Origin of the sequence: Clostridium sp. (assembly GCF_036569345.1) — a bacterium.
GTDB lineage: Bacteria > Bacillota > Clostridia > Clostridiales > Clostridiaceae > Clostridium_AD.
Map to the genome: position 1 here is coordinate 1 of NZ_DATCQT010000135.1, position 19,326 is coordinate 19,326.

Consider the following 19,326-nt stretch of genomic DNA (forward strand, 5'->3'; position numbering starts at 1 on the left):
TTTTAGTGTGCCAGGCATGGCAATTAACTAGGTGGTGCAAGTCCACTGTGGGGGTCTGTAGTTACCAACCACTAGCTGAAGACAAGGTATCCACCGTGAGGTGTGAACTGAAGGAAGTCCTAGGCAAAGTTCCGACCCAAGGAATACGAACATTTTCAGGCAAGCTATTTGTGGATGAGTCTGCTAAACAAGACAAAGTCCAATAACTACATAGACAAATAGGTGTAAAGAATGTGGGTGAATGGAATGAAAGTGAATTGTCTTACCCTGGGAGATCTCATGGACATGCAGAGATGAATTTCAAAGCTTGGTCGAAAACGGTTAATCATGAGAAGTCAGCAGACGTCATAGTACCAGATATTGTTAACGATATTTGGGAAGGACTGAACATTAGGAGGTGAAAGTAAATGAAGGTTACTAATGAAGGAATTAAATACAGCCAACTTCAAATTAATTTTGAAGGCTCTAGGCAAGAGGATAGTGCGGAACATGAAAGCAATGCAGGAGCGTATGCTTCTTCAAAGATAACTGAAAACAACATCACCAATGGATTCGTGGTAAATGACAGATTGTTAGAGAAAATTATGGATAAGGGAAACGTAAGAGTTGCCTTAAAACGAGTTATTTCAAATAAAGGAAGCCATGGAATAGATGGGATGAAAGTCGATGAACTTCGTGCTTATCTCAACGAAAATTGGATTACTTTGAAACAATCAGTCATGGATGGGAAATTCCGTCCCAATCCCGCTCGGAGAGTGGAAATACTTAAGGAAGACGGGATTAAGAAAAGAAAGTTAGGAATACCAACTACAGTTGATAGAGTTATCCAACAAGCAATTGCGCAGATTTTAAGCCCTATGTACGAAGTTCAATTTTCAGATAACAGTTATGGATTTAGACCAAATCGAAGTGCTCATCAAGCCATTCGTAAATGCCAACAGTATATCCAAGAAGGGTATAACTACGCAGTAGACATGGATTTAGAGAAGTATTTCGATACAATCGACCATAGCAAACTTATTGAAATCTTATCTAGGACAATTAAGGATGGAAGAGTAATCTCACTTATCCATAAATATCTTAGGGCTGGAGTAGTAATTGGAGGCACCTTTGAAGAAACAATTGAGGGTGTTATGCAAGGCGGACCACTCAGTCCGCTTCTTGGGAATGTTATGTTAAATGAATTAGACAAAGTATTAGAGGCAAGAGGTCACCGCTTTGCAAGGTATGCAGATGACCTTATGATTTATTGTAAAAGTAAAAGAAGTGCAATGCGTATTATGGATAATACTGTATCATTTGTAGAAAAGAAACTATTTTTAAAAGTAAATAGAGAAAAGACTAAGGTAGACCTAGTATGGAAGTTAAAGTTCCTTGGATTTTCATTTTATAAAACCAAGGGTGAAGTTAGAGTGAGAATACATCCAAAGTCTATTAGCAAGATGAGAACCAAAGTTAAGGTTCTTACAGGGAGAAGTTATGGATTAAGTAATGAAGAAAGACCAATAAAGTTAAGACGTTACATTATTGGATGGATTAACTATTTTAAAATTGCAGATATAAAATCATTACTTAAAACAGTGGACCAATGGATGCGACGACGAATACGCATGGTTTATTGGAAGCAATGGAAGAGAGTTAGAACTAGATTTAGTCAACTAATCTCTCTTGGCATTGAGAAAAGTAAAGCATTGGAATTCGCAAACACAAGAAAAGGCTATTGGAGAATTTCCAACAGCCCAATCATGAGTCGCTCATTAACAAATGATACATTAAAGAAACATAACTACATATTCTTTTCGGATTACTATAGCCACGTTAAACCGTAAACTAATGAAACGCCGTATACCGAACGGTACGTGAGTCTGTCTAACAATAACAAAAAACTATATAAAACAGTAGAATAATGGTATTTATTTTAAAAAATTATCCCCAATAAGAAGTTTTAAAAAGTAGTAGGCATATTTCTTAGCCTAATATGCCTACCAATTTTCTAGTTCCTAGTATATTTATCAATTTTTTTAAATTATAGGCAAAGAAAATAAAGCTTCCTTCAGAGTTAACTGATTGAAGTCCTCTAGTTAAGAAATATGTATACCCAAAATGTCGCTTAATTGTCCCAAATGGGTGCTCAACTATGCTTCCTCTACGTTTATATATGTAATTTTTCTTTAAGGTTATTTCATCAACTTTTTCAATAATCTCCTCATCGCTAAACCTATTAATAGATCTTCCTGTTTTTGAGGATGTGCAGAGTTGTTTCTTTCCGCAACTTTGATAATCCGTGCAAATGTAGCGTTTATAGTCCTTACCGTCTTCTCTACTATTCCATCTAAAGGGAAGCGTATAACCCAAAGGACATGTGTAAGTATCATTTAATTTATCAAATGTAAACTTTGTTCTATTAAATCCACTTTCTATTTTACTCTTTTTTTCCTTTTGTCTCTTTATCAAAACTTCAGTTTTTTCGTCTATAGTATTTACTATTTCTTTCATATTATAGTATCCAGTATCTGCAACTACAGAAATTTTAACTTTATCAGCGAAAATTTCTTTAGCTTTGGACGACATATTCGATAACTGGCCTTGATCATTAACATCATTTGTTACTTCAAAATCAACTATAAATTTGTGTGTACTGTCAACTAGTGTTTGCACATTATAACAAACTTCAAATTTACCATTATTCTTCATAGATTTTGAATCTGGATCGGTCAAACAAATTTGTTTTTTACCTTCACTCTTTAATTCGTTTTTTATTGTATTTAACTGATTTATTCGTTCTTTATAAGTTTCAACTTTTTCAGTTAGTACCAATTTCTTACTTTCATCAATTGTAGAATTTATGAATTCATTAATATATTCGTTGATTTTAGACTCATAATACTCGACTTTCTTCTTAATTATATTTTCGTTGAAATGCTTATTTTTAGCACTGTTAGCCTTTAACTTTGTACCATCAATTGCAAGTAAATCACCATCTATTAACCCTAATCCCTTGATAAATAAAATAAAACCTTTAAAGAGTTGCTTGATAGCTGCCTTATTATCTTTCATAAAAGATGAAAGAGTTCCATGATCTGGATTGATTTTTTTCACCAGCCACATTAATTCAATATTCCTTTTAGTTTCCGTTTCCATCCTACGTGAACTCCTTATTCTATTGGTATAACAATATATATATATTTTAAGAATGTCCTTCCGCTTATATGGTTTCTGACCTGGTCTAGTCCCTTCGAAGATTTTGAAACCAAGGTCCTCTAAGCATAATGAATCAACATAAGCATCAATAACCCTTACCGGATTATTCTCATCTACATAATCATCTAAGATATTAGGCAATAATTTAATTTGGAATCTATCTTCTCCTACAATAAATGGCATCGTATCAACCCCTTACAGTATATATTCGACACCAATGAGCTAATTCCTTTTTGATTTAAAACTTACTGTATTAATTGTTAGACAGACTCATGCACGGTGGTGTGAGAGGTCGCTAAATAAATTAATTATTTAGCTCCTACTCGATTCCTAATTTAATTAGATTAAATGATTAAGACCTAATTTTACTATAAATGATATGAGCTTTCTATTGGAATATTGGAAACCTGATACTTTTTATAATAATTTTAAAATATCTTGTTCAGAACACTAGCATTATAATTGGCTGCGCTGTCTGAACTAATATCATATTTTGCGGTTGTTGGAATAGCGGTAATATTAGCTTCACTTTAATAAAGATAAAAAAAGAATAATTATTAGTAAAAAATGTTTGTAACCGTTGACACGAAAAAAAAGTGATGATATACTAGTTATATACAAATCACAAATGTGATATGCCATTATATATATGATTATGTATCCGGTAAAATTTATTTAATCTGATCAAAATATTGAATATATGGAGGGACAAGTATGGATGTAGTAGGTATAGGCGAAACAATGGTATTATTTTCTCCAGAAGCAAATGGGGCAATACGATATGCTCGTAAATTTTCTTCTAGATGTGCAGGTGCAGAAACTAACACATTAATAGGACTAGCTCGATTAGGACATAAAACAGGATGGATTAGCAAAATTGGTAAAGATGAATTAGGAGATTTTATCATCACAGCTATCAGAGGTGAAGGTGTAGATACAAGCATGGTGACACAGGATTCATCTGCGCCAACAGGGATATTTTTTAAAGGGGTAGTGAATGAAAAAGATGTAAGAATGTATTATTACAGAAAAGGTTCTGCTGCAAGTAAAATGACTTGTGACAATATTGATATACAGTATATTTCGCAAGCTAAATATTTATATATAACAGGAATTACTCCTGCACTTAGTCAATCTTGTTATGATAGTATTTTTTATGCTATAAAAATTGCAAAGGAAAATGGTGTAAAGGTTGTATTTGATCCCAATATAAGGTACAAGCTCTGGGATAGCACATATGCAAGAGAAACTATTTTAAAGCTTTCTAGTATGGCAGATATAGTGTTACCGGGATTAAGTGAAGGTAAATTTATTTTTGGTGATAAAGATTATGAATCAATAGCAAGAGAGTTTATAAACAATGGTGCTTCACAAGTAATTATAAAGCTTGGAGAAAAAGGAGCCTATTATATAAGCGGTGATGATCAGGGGCTTATTCCTGGAGTAAAGATTAAGAATGTTGTTGACCCAGTTGGGGCAGGGGACGGTTTTGCTGCAGGAGTTTTATCTGGGCTTTTAGATGGATTAAGTTTGCGAGAGTCTGTGTCAATAGGATGTGCAATTGGAGCCATTGTAACCACAGTAAATGGAGATATAGAAGGATTACCAGATAGGGAAACATTAAAAAACTACATGATTAGTTCTAATGACAATGAGATCAATCGTTAAGAAAAGAGGTTATAAAATAATGAATGTTTTATCAAAAATTCTAGAATATAAAATTATAGCTATTATTCGTGGCTCAAAAGCTGCTGATGTTTTGTCAATTGCAAAAGCTCTTAATAAGGGTGGAATTAAAGTATTAGAAGTTACCATGAATTCGCCTAAGGCTCTTTCTGTTATTGAGGAGTTAACTTGTGAATTTGGGGATGAAGTAATTATTGGTGCAGGAACAGTTTTAGATCCACAAACCGCACGCAGTGCGCTGCTTGCTGGTGCAAAATTTATTTTATCGCCTACAGTTGATGCTGAAACTATTAAGATGACAAAACGATACGGCGCTGTAAGCATTCCAGGAGCATTTACACCTACTGAAATTTTAAAAGCATTTGAAAGTGGTGGAGATATTATAAAGGTCTTTCCAATATCTTGTGTTGGACCGTCTTATATTAAAGATATTAAAGGTCCCCTTGAACAAATTCCATTACTCGCCACTGGAGGCATAAATTTGGACAATATCGGTACTTACATAAAGTGTGGATCTGCAGGATTAGGATTAGGAAGTTCGCTTGTGAATTCTAAGTTTACAGTGAATGAAGAATATTTAAATGAGCTTACAGAAAAAGCTATTAAATTTGTTAATAAAATAAATTCTATATAATAAAGGGGATGTCTTTATGTCAACACCTATTATAAACAAGAATATTATACCGAAAAAAGGAAAGATAAATTATGGGTGGATTCTTGTCGCAGTTATGTTATTTGGAGCTATCGTTAACTATTTAGATCGTGTCAACTTAAGTATTTCCGGTACTACTATTTCAACTCAGTTTCATTTAAGTCCGATACAAATGGGTATTTTATTTTCTGCAATGTTACTTCCTTATGCTGTAGCTAATTTGCCAGCAGGATGGATAACAGATAAATATGGAGAAAAGAAATTATTTACTGCAGCAACTATACTATGGTCAATTGCAACTATAGCAGCAGGATTTTCACAAACATTTTCATCTCTATACGCATCAAGAGTGCTTTTAGGTATTGCAGAAGCTCCTTTTTTCATCTGTGGTGCGAAGATAACACAAAAATGGTTTGATGACAAAAATAGAGGGTTGGCTACTTCTGTAATTAATATGGGACCTCCAATAGCAAACACAATTGCTCCTCCATTATTAACTTTTTTATTAATCTCATTTGGTTGGAGAATAATGTTTATAGGGTTGGGATTGACAGGTTTTGTAGTTACGTTTCTTTGGTTAATATTCTATAAAGAAAAATCAAATTCTAATATAGGAATCGTTGATGCTAAACCATCAAATAATAAAGAAAAAGTAAAAATTTCTTGGACTTTACTATTAAAGCATCCTTCGACATGGGCAATGATGGTAGGTAACTTCGGATTGATATATGTGTTTTGGATTTACCTTACATGGATTCCAACTTATTTAAAAACCGCTCGTGGATTTAGTTTATCGAAAACAGGATGGCTTGCAGCAATTCCATTCTTAGCTGGAATTGTTGGTGTTCCCTTGGGAGGATATTTATCTGACTATCTAATAAAGAAGAAAGGTTTTAACCCTATTAAAGCACGTAAGACAATAATAATATTTGCAGTTCTTGCAGCTTCTATTGTTATTGCACCAGTAGCTTATGTTAATAGTGGATCGCTTTCTGTAGTATTGTTAACTGCTGGTTTCTTATTTTCAAGTATGCCTAATGGGGTTGTTTGGACATTAGCGACTGATGTTGCTCCTGCAAAATTAGTTGGTTCATTAGGTGCTATTCAGAATTTTGCTGGTTACTTAGGAGGTAGTATAGCTCCAATATTAACTGGAATAATTGTTTCTAAAACAGGATCATTTAAACTTGTATTTGTTCTAAGTTCTATGATGTTAATCATGAGTGCAATTACTTATGGAGTATTTTTAAAGGATAAAATTGAAATAAAAGATAAATTTGAAACAATATCATAATTTGAAAATTGGTTAAGATTGGAGAGATAGAGATGATAGTTGATAAACTAAGCAATGCCGAACAATATTACAAACTTGGGCCTAGGATTGAGAAAGCTTTTAAATATATTAAAAATATAGATTTGTCACAAATAGAAATAGGTAAATATCAAATTGATGATGATAAGATTTTTGCTGTTGTTTCCGAATATGAAACAAAAAATTTAGAGAAAGGATTATGGGAAGCACATAGAAATTATATTGACATCCAATATATTATCACAGGAAAAGAAAAAATGGGCTATTCTTGCATTGATGATATGAAGCCTTTAATTGAATATGAAGAAAATAAGGATGTTCTATTTGTTAAAGGACAAGGAGATTATATAACTATTAATGAAGGAGCATTTGCTTTGTTTACACCAAATGACGCACATATGCCAAGCATTAAAGTTAATAATACACAATTTGTTAAAAAATTGCTTGTAAAAATTTTAGTAGATTAAGAACTAGTATAAAATCTGAGTAAAACTCTTAAGCTCTATTCTGCCATTTAGACAACCTGTAGTATTTTCATCTTTATATCATTGAAAAAAACATAAGTTTCATGTATAATTATAATTTGAAATATATATATAATTTATGTTTAGGAGAGAAAAAATGGCAGTTAAATCAGCAGTTAGGGCATTAGAAATTTTTGAATTATTAGCAAAAAATAAAAACGGATTATCTGTAGTAGATATAAGTAAAAAATTAAATATTCCTCAAAGTAGTGTTTCAAACTTGGTTAAAACGTTACATGATTTAGGATATATTACACGAGATGAGACAAAAAAATATGTTCTTGGAGTGCGTTTAATCCAATTAGGAGCAGTAGCAATGGAAACTCTTGATATTGGTGTATTAGCAAAACCAATATTACAAAGATTGGTGGAAAAAGTTCAAGAAACAGTTTTCTTAGCAATTCGTGCACAGAATGAGGTTGTGTATATATTGAAAATTGATTCCAATAGGTCTGTTAGTACAACTGCTCAACCAGGATATCATAGACCTTTATATCATACAGGATTAGGAAAGGCTTTCTTGTCATCTATGACGAAAAAGGAACAAAATGAAATTTTATCGAATATTGAATTAATACCAATCACGTCACATACAATTACCAATAAGGACACACTTATTGAGCAGTTAGAACAATTTAGAAGTCAGGGTTATGCTATAGATGATGAAGAAGGCGAGAATGGATTATACTGTATTGCTACAACAGTTTCTACTTTAGACAAAAACATAGAAGCAGCTATAAGTATATCAGGATTAAAAACAAGAATACTTTCTAATAAGAATGTTATTATCAGAGATTTGCTTGATTCAGCTAATGAAATTTCCCAAAAACTTGGAGGAAATTAGTGAAAAATATGTTATACAAAACCTTGCATTTTTATAACTAATAGTGGATAAATTTTGTGACTAAATGATGATGAAAGTTTTAGTACGCAAAATCTATTTTAACGCGCATTAGTATCATTTAATTGGGTTCGATAGCCTCCACCATAAGAAAACTTAAATATTGATACAATGGAAAACCCTTGAATTTAGGGGTTTTCCATTGTTTTTTGGGCGGAAATACAGTATGAAAATAGAGCTGAGATCATGAAATTATAGATTAGAATGTAACAAATTCACACCACCTACAGATTTTGAATTTAGGAGTGCATTTTTTAAAATTATATATATTTTAAATTGATTGAAAATTCTGGAATAAAACATACGTTCTTAAATAGATCCTTTATTATTGAATCAAAAAAAGTTTGGTGGCGAGAAGCACTTGTACTAACTTTTACAATACTTGTATGGATTTATTGTATTCTCGTGATATATTATTTTGTGGGTGCTCTTTTAGACTTTCATAATTATTTACCCAAACAAATGGAAAGACTGTATTTCATAGATAATCAAAGTATCCAATTTTTTTCTAAATGGATTCCTTTTATTTTTAGGAATCGAGCTATCTTTATTTTTATGGGGATACTATAATAAAAAAAAATTTGGACAACTAACACGTAGAAAACAAGCAACTATAGCTAGTAGATCGGATTTACTAGGTCTAGGATATATTGATGAACATATGTATGAAACCCTACAACAAGCTCAAAATATAACTCTTCAAACAAATCCCATACGATTAAAAAAGAATCCTAAAAAACCATCCACCCACATCTCCGCCACTACTGGTACCTGATATTGCGTATATATAAGAAATACTGGAATTTTGAAAGGGGAATGCACCTTGGGTACCATAGAAAAGAGCACTAGTTTTTAGTGCTCTTTTCTATGGAAAACTTTATTTTTTCTATATTAATTGTTTTTATTATGCTCAAGTTTTTTTCTTTTTTGTAAAAAAAATTATACGGTCCCAGATGATATCAAAAATGTATGGACCAACCATAGCTATTTTGTCCAGATAAACCCTAAATGTTATAAGAGCGTCCTGATTATTATCTACTCCGTATGCTTTTCCTAGAGGGTTCCCTGTGCTGTAAGGTATGATAACAACATTGTCCTCATCAACTTTTCGTGCCATTTTATATACATAATAGTACCCGGCGTTTTCATACCCTTCAGGGAAAAATTCGAAGGCAGTATCCGGAAATTGAACTGTACTGAAAGCTCCGGCAACTCCATTAAAAAGCTCCGCTCCGTAAAAACTTGCATTGGAATATATTGCTTTTCCTGTTCGTTCGTGATTGATACCATATACTATCACAAAATCATCATCACTTGTTAATTGGAAATTTTCTGTTTTAAAATACACGGCATCTCTATTATCTCCATAAACATTAATATCCCGTAATATAGCATTATAATTATCAGGAATCCCGATAGTAAAATCTAGATCCACATGATCGTACTCTGTACCTCCATATTTTTCAATAATCTCATTTCGAAGGTGATCAAGGTCATTCCTGCAGTTAGGAACAACCTGGTATTCACTAATGCCTGTTTCCCTGATTTTAAGGGCTGGTACCTGCTAGGGAGCTAGATTAGGGAGGGGGATTTTAGGTGTAATGCGTAATACCTTAATAAATTTATCAATATTATTAAGATATTGGTTGCCTATATTTTGCTGCGCCCATAATGCAATCCTCATCATAAATATGAAGTTATCCTTTCCCACTTCCAGTCCCATGTTAACCAGTTCAATAGGGATATTGTCATCATTCATAATGTCCTGACTATACCCGGCTATACCTAGAGCATTACGGATTTGTTTGTTTATGTTTCTGTCAGCAGTGCTAATGATGATTGTGGAGCTGTTAAAAGTATTTCCAGGCGCTCCTTTGGGAGTATTATCAGTCCAGAGGTTATAATTATTTAATTGGTCACCTAGACTGGCAAAAATTAGGTGGTAAAAGCTAGTATAATCATTACCAGCCGTAATATATTCGCTGTAGTCTTTTTCTGGTTTATTTGGAACAAATCCGAGATAGCTTCGGAAACTATAATACAAGGCGGGAGGAGGTGTCCTTCCAATTAATACAATAGCCTCGTCAGGTCGCAGCTTAGAGGTAAATCCCGGTGCCAGATAGTCTATATTGGCTGGATAGTTATTGGGGTTATCAGGATTATATCCTATTGGAGGCTCCTGTCCTTCTGATGGATCCTGATTGGGGGCTGGCGGAAGTAAGCAGACTGCATATGGAGCACCTACGTTGTTGCCTAAACACTTGTCAACTTTGCCTTCACTGCACAGCTTTAGTATATCTAAATAGCTTAATTTCCCTTCTTGAACAATAAAACCTCCGTTATTCAATGTTGAAATAAAACCTATTATATTTCTATCCTCATCATTTGCATAATTAGTGAATTGTCTCGATAAGTCAGAGTTATACATTAGTGTATTAACGCAGTAAGGGCATGAGTACATTTTGCAGATATCACAAGGGGATAAACTACACATTGGAGTGTTAAAGTAGTAAGGATATGTCTTATACATATTGTTCGTTCCTTTCGCAGAATATATATCATCTTATGCTAAGCATTTAAAGGTTATGCTTTAATTATCAGAAATGCTATGTCTTATGGGTATAACATTAAATTAGAAAATCTATATATTCTAGGTACCCCCTTGATTATAGGGTGTGCACTTTTTAGCAGAAATATTTTAAGCGGATTTTCATGTTTCCTTAGACTGCTCACAAAATGACGAAAATTGTTGCTTTAAATAATTAATATAACTATTGTATTTACATAGGTGTATACACTATAATATAACTAGTGTATTTATATGTGTGTATACACTAGGCATATAAATGTTCAGGTTATAAAATATATATTATTACAAGTATTTATGAAGGAAGTTGTTATTGTCGTAGATATGTCAGTTGTATTATACACAAAAGATAAAAGTTATTTAGATGGAGAAACTTAGAAAAATATATTAAAGCAGAAAGGGAGATGAATTAAATGAGTAGTATTTCGAAAAGAATTGAAAAATTGCCAGTTACGCCCATGCTTTGGAGAGTGCTGTTTTTAGTAGGTATCGGATGGCTGTTTGATGCCATGGATCAAGGGATGGTCGCCGGTGTGATGGCTGCAATTGGAAAGGTGTGGAAACTTACTCCCTCTGATTTAGGGTTATTGGGCAGTGCTTCGGCGATTGGAATGGCTATTGGTGCTGCTGTTGCTGGAATGGTTGCTGACAAATGGGGTAGAAGAACAGTCGTTACGTTTACCCTTGTGTTATATGGAGTAGCTAGTATATTATCTGGCATCGCGCCTAACTTTAGCATGTTGTTGTTCTTCCGATTTTTAACAGGATTGGGCTTGGGCGGAGAGTTGCCGGCAGCATCTACTTTGGTTAGTGAATTCTCACCTACTAAATCGCGCGGTAGAATGGTTGTCTTGTTAGAGAGCTTCTGGGCTTGGGGATGGATTGTTGCAGCTTTAATTTCATACCTCTTGATTCCTATTTATGGCTGGCGTATTGGCTTTTTATTGGGAGGAATACCAGCACTGTATGCAGCCTATCTGAGAAGGAATATTCCGGAATCTCCTCTATTCCTGGAACAAAAAGGGTGTTTCAAAGAAGCAGATGAAATTGTAAGTAAAATGGAGCAACAAGCCGGAGTAAAGAATAATGAAGAGGCTGTAACCAGCCAGCTGGGAAATGAAAAAATGAGTAATACCACGCTTTCGGATTTATGGTCCAAAGTCTATTTTAAGCGTACTCTTGTGTTATGGATTTTATGGTTAGGTATTAATTTTGGTTATTACGGGTTTGTTTTATGGACTCCAACTCTCCTTGTCGGCAAAGGTTTCAGCTTAGTAAGGGGTTTCCAATTTACATTAATTATAAGTATTGCTCAGTTACCCGGATATTACAGTGCGGCGTATCTAATAGAAAAGATTGGTCGTAAAGCGGTTTTAGTAAGCTACTTAGTAGGAACTGCCGTGTCTGCATACTTATTTGGTCAAGCGACATCAGAAGCTACTGTGCTTGTTTTTGGATGCCTACTTTACTTTTTCAGTCTAGGAGCTTGGGGTGCGGTGTACGCTTATACGCCAGAAGTTTATCCTACACGTATTAGGGGCACCGGAACAGGTTGGGCAGCTGCGATTGGCCGTATTGGTGCCATAGCCGCTCCTTACATTGTTGGAGTGGTGTATGAGACTAAAGGTAAACAGGCTGGCTTCACTTATGTATTTCTTATGCTAACTATAGTGTTCGCAGTAGTTGCGGTAGTGGTTGCTTTAGGGGGTATTGAAACTAAAGGTAAAACTCTAGACGAAATCAATGCGACTTAACAAATTTTAATATCAAATTAGAATTAATATATAACCTCTCGAGTAGATTTCGAGGGGTTTTTTAATACTCTAAATAGCGTTAAAACAAAACAATTAATCAGCATACTATTAGTGCAAGAAAGTAACGATAGTACAATAACATTAAAAATTGAATGGGAATATACAGAAAAAGTATTGTGTTTTATGCCATAAATAAATGACTTGTTGAGTTAAGATTAATATGTTGTTGAAAATGTTTACAAGGAGTAAATTCCGGAAGTATAGAGTTTACAGGAGTACTCACATTTTTAGAGGAGGAATATTATGACACAGAAAAAGTCAGATCTACCTAAACGTCTTCAGCTATTGAAAGAAGCATATTTAAAGGTCAAGCCAAGCATTACTATTGGTCGCGCTTTAGCATATACCGAAATTGCCAAAAAGTATCCTGACCTTTCAAGGAACGTGCTTCGGGCCAAAGGATTCAGGAGAGCATGCGAAACTGCTCCAATGCTTATACAAGAACATGAACTTATAGTGGGGCATCCTTGTGGCAAACCACGTGCAGGTGCATTTTCGCCAGATACCGCATGGGAGTGGGTCCGTGATGAACTAGATACCATCAGCACTAGATCACAGGATCCTTACTTTATAAGCGAAGAAGACAAAAAGATTATGCGAGAGCAATTGTTTCCATTTTGGAAAGGTAAATCTCTAGCGGAGGAATGTGAAAAAGCTCTTCGTAAAGAAGATTTGTGGGAATTCGGCGCCCAAGCGTGCATAAGTGATTTGACCTATCATATTACCAGTGGTGGCGGGGATACCAGTCCAGGCTATGATATTATCCTTTTTAAAAAGGGTATTAACGGAGTTAAAGCTGAAGCTGAAACTTATCTTGACGGCTTATCCGTTGACAGAATTGAGGACAAGGATAAAATTGCTTTTTATCAAGCTGCAATAGAAACATGTGAGGGAATTCTCACATATGCCGCTCGTCTTTCAGCATATGCACGGGAACTGTCCGAAAAGGAACAAGATCCAAAACGTAAAGCAGAGCTTAAAAAGATCGCAGAGGTCAATGCTCGTGTGCCAGCTAATCCGCCGGAAACATTTCATGAAGCATTACAGGCCATTTGGACAATACAGTCACTGTTTTTGATGGAAGAGAATCAATGTAGCACATCACTGGGCCGTATTGACCAGTATGTATTCCCTTGCTATGCGTCAGATATTGAGAACGGAATGCTAAGCGAACAGCAGGCTTTTGAATTGATGGGTTGTTTCATGATCAAATGCTCAGAAATGATTTGGTATACACCGGAAGCGAGCGCTAAATATTTTGCGGGATATATGCCTTTTATTAACATGTGTGTAGGTGGACAAAAACGTGAAGGAGGAGATGGCACAAACGAATTAACATATCTGATTATGGATGCTGTGGAAAAAGTTAAGATATACCAGCCGTCCCTTGCCTGCCGTATTCACAATCAATCTCCACATCGTTATTTAGAAAAAATTGTGGACGTTATCAAAGCTGGCGGCGGCATGCCTGCATGCCATTTTGATGATGCACATATCAAAATGATGCTTAGGAAAGGTTTTGATTTTGAAGATGCTCGTGACTATTGCCTTATGGGATGTGTGGAACCTCAAAAATCGGGACGTATCCACCAGTGGACAGCTGGCGGGTTTACACAATGGCCTATTACTATTGAAATGGTATTCAATCGTGGCGTTCTAAAGTCCTACCCAAGCAAGCAGTGGTTGGACACTGGAGAACTTGAGGCATTGACCACTTATGAACAATTTGATGCCGCTGTGAAACGACAGCTTAACTATCTGCTGGAGATGAATGCCAGGGGTACTGTTATAACACAACAAGTTTTCAGGGATGTTACACCTACTCCTTATATGTCACTGTTTGTTGACGGCTGCATTCAAACAGGTAAGGATGTGACTGCCGGTGGCGCCGTTCTTTATGAAGGACCAGGAACAATATTCGCAGGATTGGGTACTTATGTCGACAGTATGGCTGCGATTAAAAAACTTGTTTATGATGATAAAAAGTACACACTTGCAGATATTAAAAAAGCCCTTGATGCCAACTGGGAGGGGTACGAACAAATACGTCGTGACTGCCTTGACGCACCCAAATATGGTAATGATGATAACTATGCCGATCTGATTGTCACCGATATTGTCGATTACACAGAACACAGAATCAATCAGCACAAGTCACTTTATGCAAGACAGATCCATGGCACTTTGTCCCAGTCCTTTAATACACCTCTGGGAGGGATGATTGGAGCAACACCAAATGGGCGCCTTTCAGGTCTGCCACTGTCTGACGCAATGAGTCCTTCTCAGGGCGCTGATAAAAAAGGGGCAACGGCAAACATAAAATCAGTATCCAAAATTAATGTTGAATCAATGAGTCTTGGAATGGCTCATAACTTTAAAATATCCAGTAGTTTTTTGGATAATACGGAAGGCAGGGAGGGATTAATTACCCTATTGCGTACCGCCTCCATTATGGGCAATGCTGAGATGCAATTCAATTGCGTGGATAACAAAACATTAAAACAAGCCCAACTACATCCTGAAGAATATCGAGATCTTATTGTACGTGTTGCTGGATACTGTGCCTTTTTTGTTGAACTTTGCAAGGAAGTACAGGATGAAATCATCAGCCGTACAGTAATAGAGTAAACTGTACCTATTGAGAACTGGCCTGATAGCTAAGACTGTGAAAATAAATTAATGGAAATAAGAAAAAAAGAGACTACACAAAAATATTTGTGTAGTCAAACTTTTAGTATTTTCATCGTATTTGTAGTGCCAGACTCACCAACAGGTATCCCTGCTGCAACTATGACAATGTCACCTTTTTTTATATATCCTGAATTCAAGCATTTTTTCACTGCATCTGCCACTAATTCATCTGTAGAAGTTAATTCTATTGAAACTATAGATTGCACTCCAAAATTAATAGATAAACTTCTTGCAACTTGCTTTCTGGGTGTTACAGCAATAATTGGACACCTTGGTCTATATTTTGATACCATTCTAGCGGTATGCCCACTTTGAGTTGCAGTTATTATTGCAGATACATTTAGTTCATCAGCAGTAGTACATGTAGCAAGACTTATAGCATTTGATATATTGCTAACAGATTCATATTTTCTTTTATTTAAAGCTGCTCTAAAATCAATATTTAACTCTGCTTCAATGGCTATCTTAGACATTGTTAAAGCAGCCTCTAATGGATAGGCACCATTAGCACTTTCACCACTAAGCATAATTGCATCAGTACCGTCAAAAATAGCATTAGCTATGTCTGAAGCTTCAGCTCTAGTAGGTCTTGGATTTCTAATCATAGAATCTAACATTTGGGTTGCAGTTATAACAGGAATACCGGCCTTATTGCATTTATGAATTATCATTTTTTGAACTATAGGAACCTTTTGAATTGGTATTTCAACCCCCATATCTCCTCTAGCAACCATAATACCATCAGAAACCTCTATTATCGCATCTATGTTATCCACGCCTTCTTGTGTTTCTATTTTTGATATTATTTGGATGTTTTCTCCACCACTTGCATTAAGTATCTTTCTAACATCTAACACGTCGTCCGCTTTTCTTATGAAAGACGCTGCTACAATATCAACATCTTGTTCACATCCAAAAATCAGATCTAATTTATCTTTATCAGTTACTGCAGGAAGACCAATAGAAACGTTAGGAACATTTATTCCCTTATGATTTCCTATATAACCAGAATTAAGAGCTAAACAATTTATTTCAGTGCCTACAATTGAAATAATTTTAAACTCAAGAAGACCATCATCTACTAAAATTGTATCATTAACCTTAAGGTCATGATAAAGATCTCCATAAGAAATAGAACATATATCATTATTTCCGAGTATCTCTTTACCACAACTAAAAGTGAAGGACTGTCCTTTATTAATTTGGACCTTATCTCCATTAAAATTGTGGGTTCTAATTTTAGGACCCTTTATATCAAGCATTATAGCAACGGGTTTATTAAGCTTTTCTCTGAGATTTTTTATAAGATCCATTTTTATTTTGTGATCTTCATGTGTGCCATGTGAAAAATTAAGTCGCGTAACATTCATTCCTATATTCATAAATTCTGTCAATATATCTTCACTATCGCTAGTTGGACCAATTGTAAAAATCATTTTTGTTCTTTGCATAATTAGTATCCCCTTTACTGTTTTAGTTAATTCGTAAACTACTGTTCATTGATATATTTAATATATAATAATTTTTAATATGTTTACTAAATATTGAATTTATTGTTAGTATCTCCATAGATTTAGATTCTACAACATTTTCTAGGCAAAGCAACTTAAATAATCTTTATTATAGGGGTTTCTGGCTCTAGATGAATCATTACATAGGCATCTCCAGGAAGAATATTTTTTATTTCTTCTTCAATTTTATCCGAGAGTATATGAGCATCAACTAGTGAGGCGTTTTCCACAACATGGATTTGCACATCAATTTCTCGCGTGGGGCCACTTTTTCTAGTTCTTAAGCTATGATATCTAGTGATTTCTAAATGTGAGTCAAGTATGCTTACTATCTTTAAAATATCATCATCCGGAAGCTTAGAATCTACTAAATCATTTAAAGATTTTTTGATTAAGTTTATAGAAGTCTTAACTATTAGTACTGCAACAAGTATAGCAGTAATTGGATCAATAATTGGTATTTTTGTTATTTTTAATAATACAAGCCCAATAAGCACTCCGAGGGAGGTATATACATCTGTTAGAAGATGCATAGCATCAGCTTCTAGGGCAATCGAATCTGTTTTCTTGGCTATTTTCAATAGTATCATTGAAATAAAGAAGTTAACTATAGCTGCTAAAAGCATTACCAATATACCCGCACCTACATTCCCAACAGTTCCGCCTTCAAATATTCTTTTTATGGCTTGATAGATTATGAGAATGGCAGCAAGTAAAATCAATAAAGCCTCAACAAAGCCCGATACATTTTCATACTTACCATGTCCAAAGGGATGACCATCATCCTCAGCTTTGGAAGCTATCTTAATAGAGAAAAAAGCAATAATGCTTGCCAAAAGATCTATAGAAGAATGGATTGCTTCAGAAATAACACTAACCGAGCCCATTAATACTCCAACTATAACTTTAAAAAAGATTAACGCAGTATTAGAAAATATAGATAAGACTGCGGCTTTTTGTTTATTCATTTTTATTCATTCCTTTCAAAACTTTTTTAAATGATAATATGATTACCAATATATATGTTTTTCATTATCAAATGACTAAATTCTCCTTTGGTATAACTAGTGAATAATAGTTAATATTGTTAGCTCAGACTAAAGTTATTTCTCTAATATAAGTTATGTGATGATTTTTTAAGTGTTACACAAAAGTAATTATTTCCTTCTTAACTTTTGTGATAAATATAAGTTGATTTTCTATTTTTACTAGATCACCATTTACCTTTACGAAAACGATATTTACGATACAAATGTAGGTTCCTTACTTTGTATTTGTTTTTGTACTTTTCCCAATTCATCTTAATACAGATAGGTATGTTAAATATAAAATCTGTTAAGAAAATATTAACTATCCATTTATAAAAATATGATTAATGAAAGGACTGCATTGACAGACCTTAGTAAGATGAATATACTAATATTATGAGGTTATTTAGTTGGTAAGTAGACAACATTAAATGATTTAAATTATGGAAATAGTGATTTTTAAAAGAGGTGATTGATATGGGTTTTAACCCAGTTTCTAATAAAAAATTATATCTGCAAATTTATAACCAGATTCTTTCCCAAATTCAGTTGGGTACATTTAAAATAGGTGATAAATTACCACCTGAAAGAGAGTTGTGTGAACAGTTCAATGTAAGTCGTGCACCTATCAGACAGGCTTTAAGTGCTTTAGAACTGAATGGTTTTATTTATTCCCGTCAAGGCGAAGGAGTTTATGTTTTAAGCATCCATTCAACAACTGAAAACCTTAAATCAACTTCAGTATTGGAATCAGTGACACCGGAAGAAATTGTTGAAGCAAGGATGACTATAGAGCCTTTCATTGCAAAACTTGCAGCGGAAAGGGCTACGGCTGAGGAAGTTGAGAATATTTGCATGGTTGAAAAAGAGTTTGAGGAAGAAGCAATTGCTGGTATCTACAATCCAAAAACAGATGTAAAATTACATACTGAAATAGCAAAAGCTTGTCATAATGACTTATTTATTAAATTTACCAATGATATAATTGAGGCAATGAAAGAGCAGGAAATGTGGACTTTTATTCAAACTAGAACTTTTAATAAACCAGATTATAGAGATGTTAATGTTAAGGAGCATAAATCAATTGTTAGAGCCATTGAAAGCCATAATGGAGAAGAGGCAATGGAAGTAATGACGAAACATATGAATAACTTATATAACAGGTATTGGAAGGAATAAATTTTAAAATAAAGTTCATTAAATTTTATATAACCTTAAAAAAGATGCTGATAATGCATGAAAATGTATTATCAGCATCTTTTTTTGTTTTTATAAAATAATGGTAAAAGATAAAATTAAATTTTATTGAACGGGTAATCCTATAAATTATCATTGTTATCAGACTTTTAGAAAATCCTTGGAACTAAAAAATAAAAATCTTTTCTTATTGACATTCATTGAATAATAAGTATAATGAAG

The 19,326-nt window shown here is 34.2% G+C and carries 14 protein-coding genes; 9 read left to right on the forward strand and 5 right to left on the reverse strand.

The genetic code is table 11. The features are described 5' to 3' along the window. Positions 1 to 407 precede the first annotated feature (407 nt). A complete protein-coding gene (gene ltrA, locus VIM70_RS13105; protein WP_331946214.1) occupies positions 408 to 1,829 on the forward strand; it encodes a group II intron reverse transcriptase/maturase in 1,422 nt (473 codons plus the stop codon). Between the two features lie 139 nt (positions 1,830 to 1,968). Here ltrA and VIM70_RS13110 read toward each other — a convergent pair whose 3' ends face one another. Continuing rightward, entirely contained in the window at positions 1,969 to 3,384 is a 1,416-nt protein-coding gene (locus VIM70_RS13110) for an IS1182 family transposase (RefSeq protein WP_331946215.1), read from the reverse strand. Positions 3,385 to 3,915: 531 nt separating this feature from the next. Here VIM70_RS13110 and VIM70_RS13115 point away from each other — a divergent pair. The 5 genes from VIM70_RS13115 (at position 3,916) to VIM70_RS13135 (ending at position 8,219) form a co-directional block, all read left to right on the forward strand. Further along, positions 3,916 to 4,869, forward strand: coding sequence for a sugar kinase (locus VIM70_RS13115; protein WP_331946216.1), 954 nt, complete (start codon positions 3,916 to 3,918; stop codon positions 4,867 to 4,869). 19 nt (positions 4,870 to 4,888) lie between these two features. Next, positions 4,889 to 5,521 (forward strand): bifunctional 4-hydroxy-2-oxoglutarate aldolase/2-dehydro-3-deoxy-phosphogluconate aldolase, encoded by a 633-nt coding sequence (locus VIM70_RS13120; RefSeq protein WP_331946217.1) that lies wholly within the window; start codon positions 4,889 to 4,891, stop codon positions 5,519 to 5,521. Positions 5,522 to 5,537: 16 nt separating this feature from the next. Beyond that, positions 5,538 to 6,833 carry an MFS transporter gene (locus tag VIM70_RS13125; RefSeq protein ID WP_331946218.1) on the forward strand — a complete coding sequence of 432 codons (1,296 nt, stop codon included), beginning with the start codon at positions 5,538 to 5,540 and terminating at the stop codon, positions 6,831 to 6,833. Between the two features lie 32 nt (positions 6,834 to 6,865). Then, complete coding sequence (locus tag VIM70_RS13130; protein WP_331946219.1) at positions 6,866 to 7,318, forward strand: YhcH/YjgK/YiaL family protein; 453 nt, start codon at positions 6,866 to 6,868, stop codon at positions 7,316 to 7,318. 154 nt (positions 7,319 to 7,472) lie between these two features. After that, positions 7,473 to 8,219, forward strand: coding sequence for an IclR family transcriptional regulator (locus VIM70_RS13135; protein ID WP_331946220.1), 747 nt, complete (start codon positions 7,473 to 7,475; stop codon positions 8,217 to 8,219). Positions 8,220 to 9,186: 967 nt separating this feature from the next. Here VIM70_RS13135 and VIM70_RS13140 read toward each other — a convergent pair. Beyond that, complete coding sequence (locus VIM70_RS13140) at positions 9,187 to 9,711, reverse strand: hypothetical protein (RefSeq protein ID WP_331946221.1); 525 nt, start codon at positions 9,709 to 9,711, stop codon at positions 9,187 to 9,189. Between the two features lie 129 nt (positions 9,712 to 9,840). Then, entirely contained in the window at positions 9,841 to 10,806 is a 966-nt protein-coding gene (locus VIM70_RS13145; protein ID WP_331946222.1) for a hypothetical protein, read from the reverse strand. Positions 10,807 to 11,276: 470 nt separating this feature from the next. Between VIM70_RS13145 and VIM70_RS13150 the strand changes: the two genes are divergently transcribed. Together VIM70_RS13150 and cutC are read left to right on the forward strand one after the other, a co-directional pair. Beyond that, positions 11,277 to 12,617 (forward strand): MFS transporter, encoded by a 1,341-nt coding sequence (locus VIM70_RS13150; protein ID WP_331946223.1) that lies wholly within the window; start codon positions 11,277 to 11,279, stop codon positions 12,615 to 12,617. Positions 12,618 to 12,920: 303 nt separating this feature from the next. Beyond that, on the forward strand, positions 12,921 to 15,305 hold the full coding sequence (cutC, locus tag VIM70_RS13155; RefSeq protein WP_331946224.1) for a choline trimethylamine-lyase: 2,385 nt from the start codon (positions 12,921 to 12,923) through the stop codon (positions 15,303 to 15,305). A gap of 95 nt (positions 15,306 to 15,400) precedes the next feature. Here cutC and pyk read toward each other — a convergent pair whose 3' ends face one another. Together pyk and VIM70_RS13165 are read right to left on the reverse strand one after the other, a co-directional pair. Next, a complete protein-coding gene (gene pyk, locus VIM70_RS13160; protein WP_331946225.1) occupies positions 15,401 to 16,819 on the reverse strand; it encodes a pyruvate kinase in 1,419 nt (472 codons plus the stop codon). A gap of 155 nt (positions 16,820 to 16,974) precedes the next feature. Next, entirely contained in the window at positions 16,975 to 17,847 is an 873-nt protein-coding gene (locus VIM70_RS13165) for a cation diffusion facilitator family transporter (protein WP_331946226.1), read from the reverse strand. A 537-nt stretch (positions 17,848 to 18,384) separates the two neighbouring features. Between VIM70_RS13165 and VIM70_RS13170 the strand changes: the two genes are divergently transcribed. Next, a complete protein-coding gene (locus VIM70_RS13170) occupies positions 18,385 to 19,086 on the forward strand; it encodes a FadR/GntR family transcriptional regulator (protein WP_331946227.1) in 702 nt (233 codons plus the stop codon). Positions 19,087 to 19,326 lie beyond the last annotated feature (240 nt).

Excerpts from the sequence above, each read along its gene's own strand:
- ltrA (WP_331946214.1), top strand. The coding sequence starts at position 408 with ATGAAGGTTACTAATGAAGGAATTAAATACAGCCAACTTCAAATTAAT.
- VIM70_RS13110 (WP_331946215.1), bottom strand. The coding sequence starts at position 3,384 with ATGCCATTTATTGTAGGAGAAGATAGATTCCAAATTAAATTATTGCCT.
- VIM70_RS13115 (WP_331946216.1), top strand. The coding sequence starts at position 3,916 with ATGGATGTAGTAGGTATAGGCGAAACAATGGTATTATTTTCTCCAGAA.
- VIM70_RS13120 (WP_331946217.1), top strand. The coding sequence starts at position 4,889 with ATGAATGTTTTATCAAAAATTCTAGAATATAAAATTATAGCTATTATT.
- VIM70_RS13125 (WP_331946218.1), top strand. The coding sequence starts at position 5,538 with ATGTCAACACCTATTATAAACAAGAATATTATACCGAAAAAAGGAAAG.
- VIM70_RS13130 (WP_331946219.1), top strand. The coding sequence starts at position 6,866 with ATGATAGTTGATAAACTAAGCAATGCCGAACAATATTACAAACTTGGG.
- VIM70_RS13135 (WP_331946220.1), top strand. The coding sequence starts at position 7,473 with ATGGCAGTTAAATCAGCAGTTAGGGCATTAGAAATTTTTGAATTATTA.
- VIM70_RS13145 (WP_331946222.1), bottom strand. The coding sequence starts at position 10,806 with ATGTATAAGACATATCCTTACTACTTTAACACTCCAATGTGTAGTTTA.
- VIM70_RS13150 (WP_331946223.1), top strand. The coding sequence starts at position 11,277 with ATGAGTAGTATTTCGAAAAGAATTGAAAAATTGCCAGTTACGCCCATG.
- cutC (WP_331946224.1), top strand. The coding sequence starts at position 12,921 with ATGACACAGAAAAAGTCAGATCTACCTAAACGTCTTCAGCTATTGAAA.
- pyk (WP_331946225.1), bottom strand. The coding sequence starts at position 16,819 with ATGCAAAGAACAAAAATGATTTTTACAATTGGTCCAACTAGCGATAGT.
- VIM70_RS13165 (WP_331946226.1), bottom strand. The coding sequence starts at position 17,847 with ATGAATAAACAAAAAGCCGCAGTCTTATCTATATTTTCTAATACTGCG.
- VIM70_RS13170 (WP_331946227.1), top strand. The coding sequence starts at position 18,385 with ATGGGTTTTAACCCAGTTTCTAATAAAAAATTATATCTGCAAATTTAT.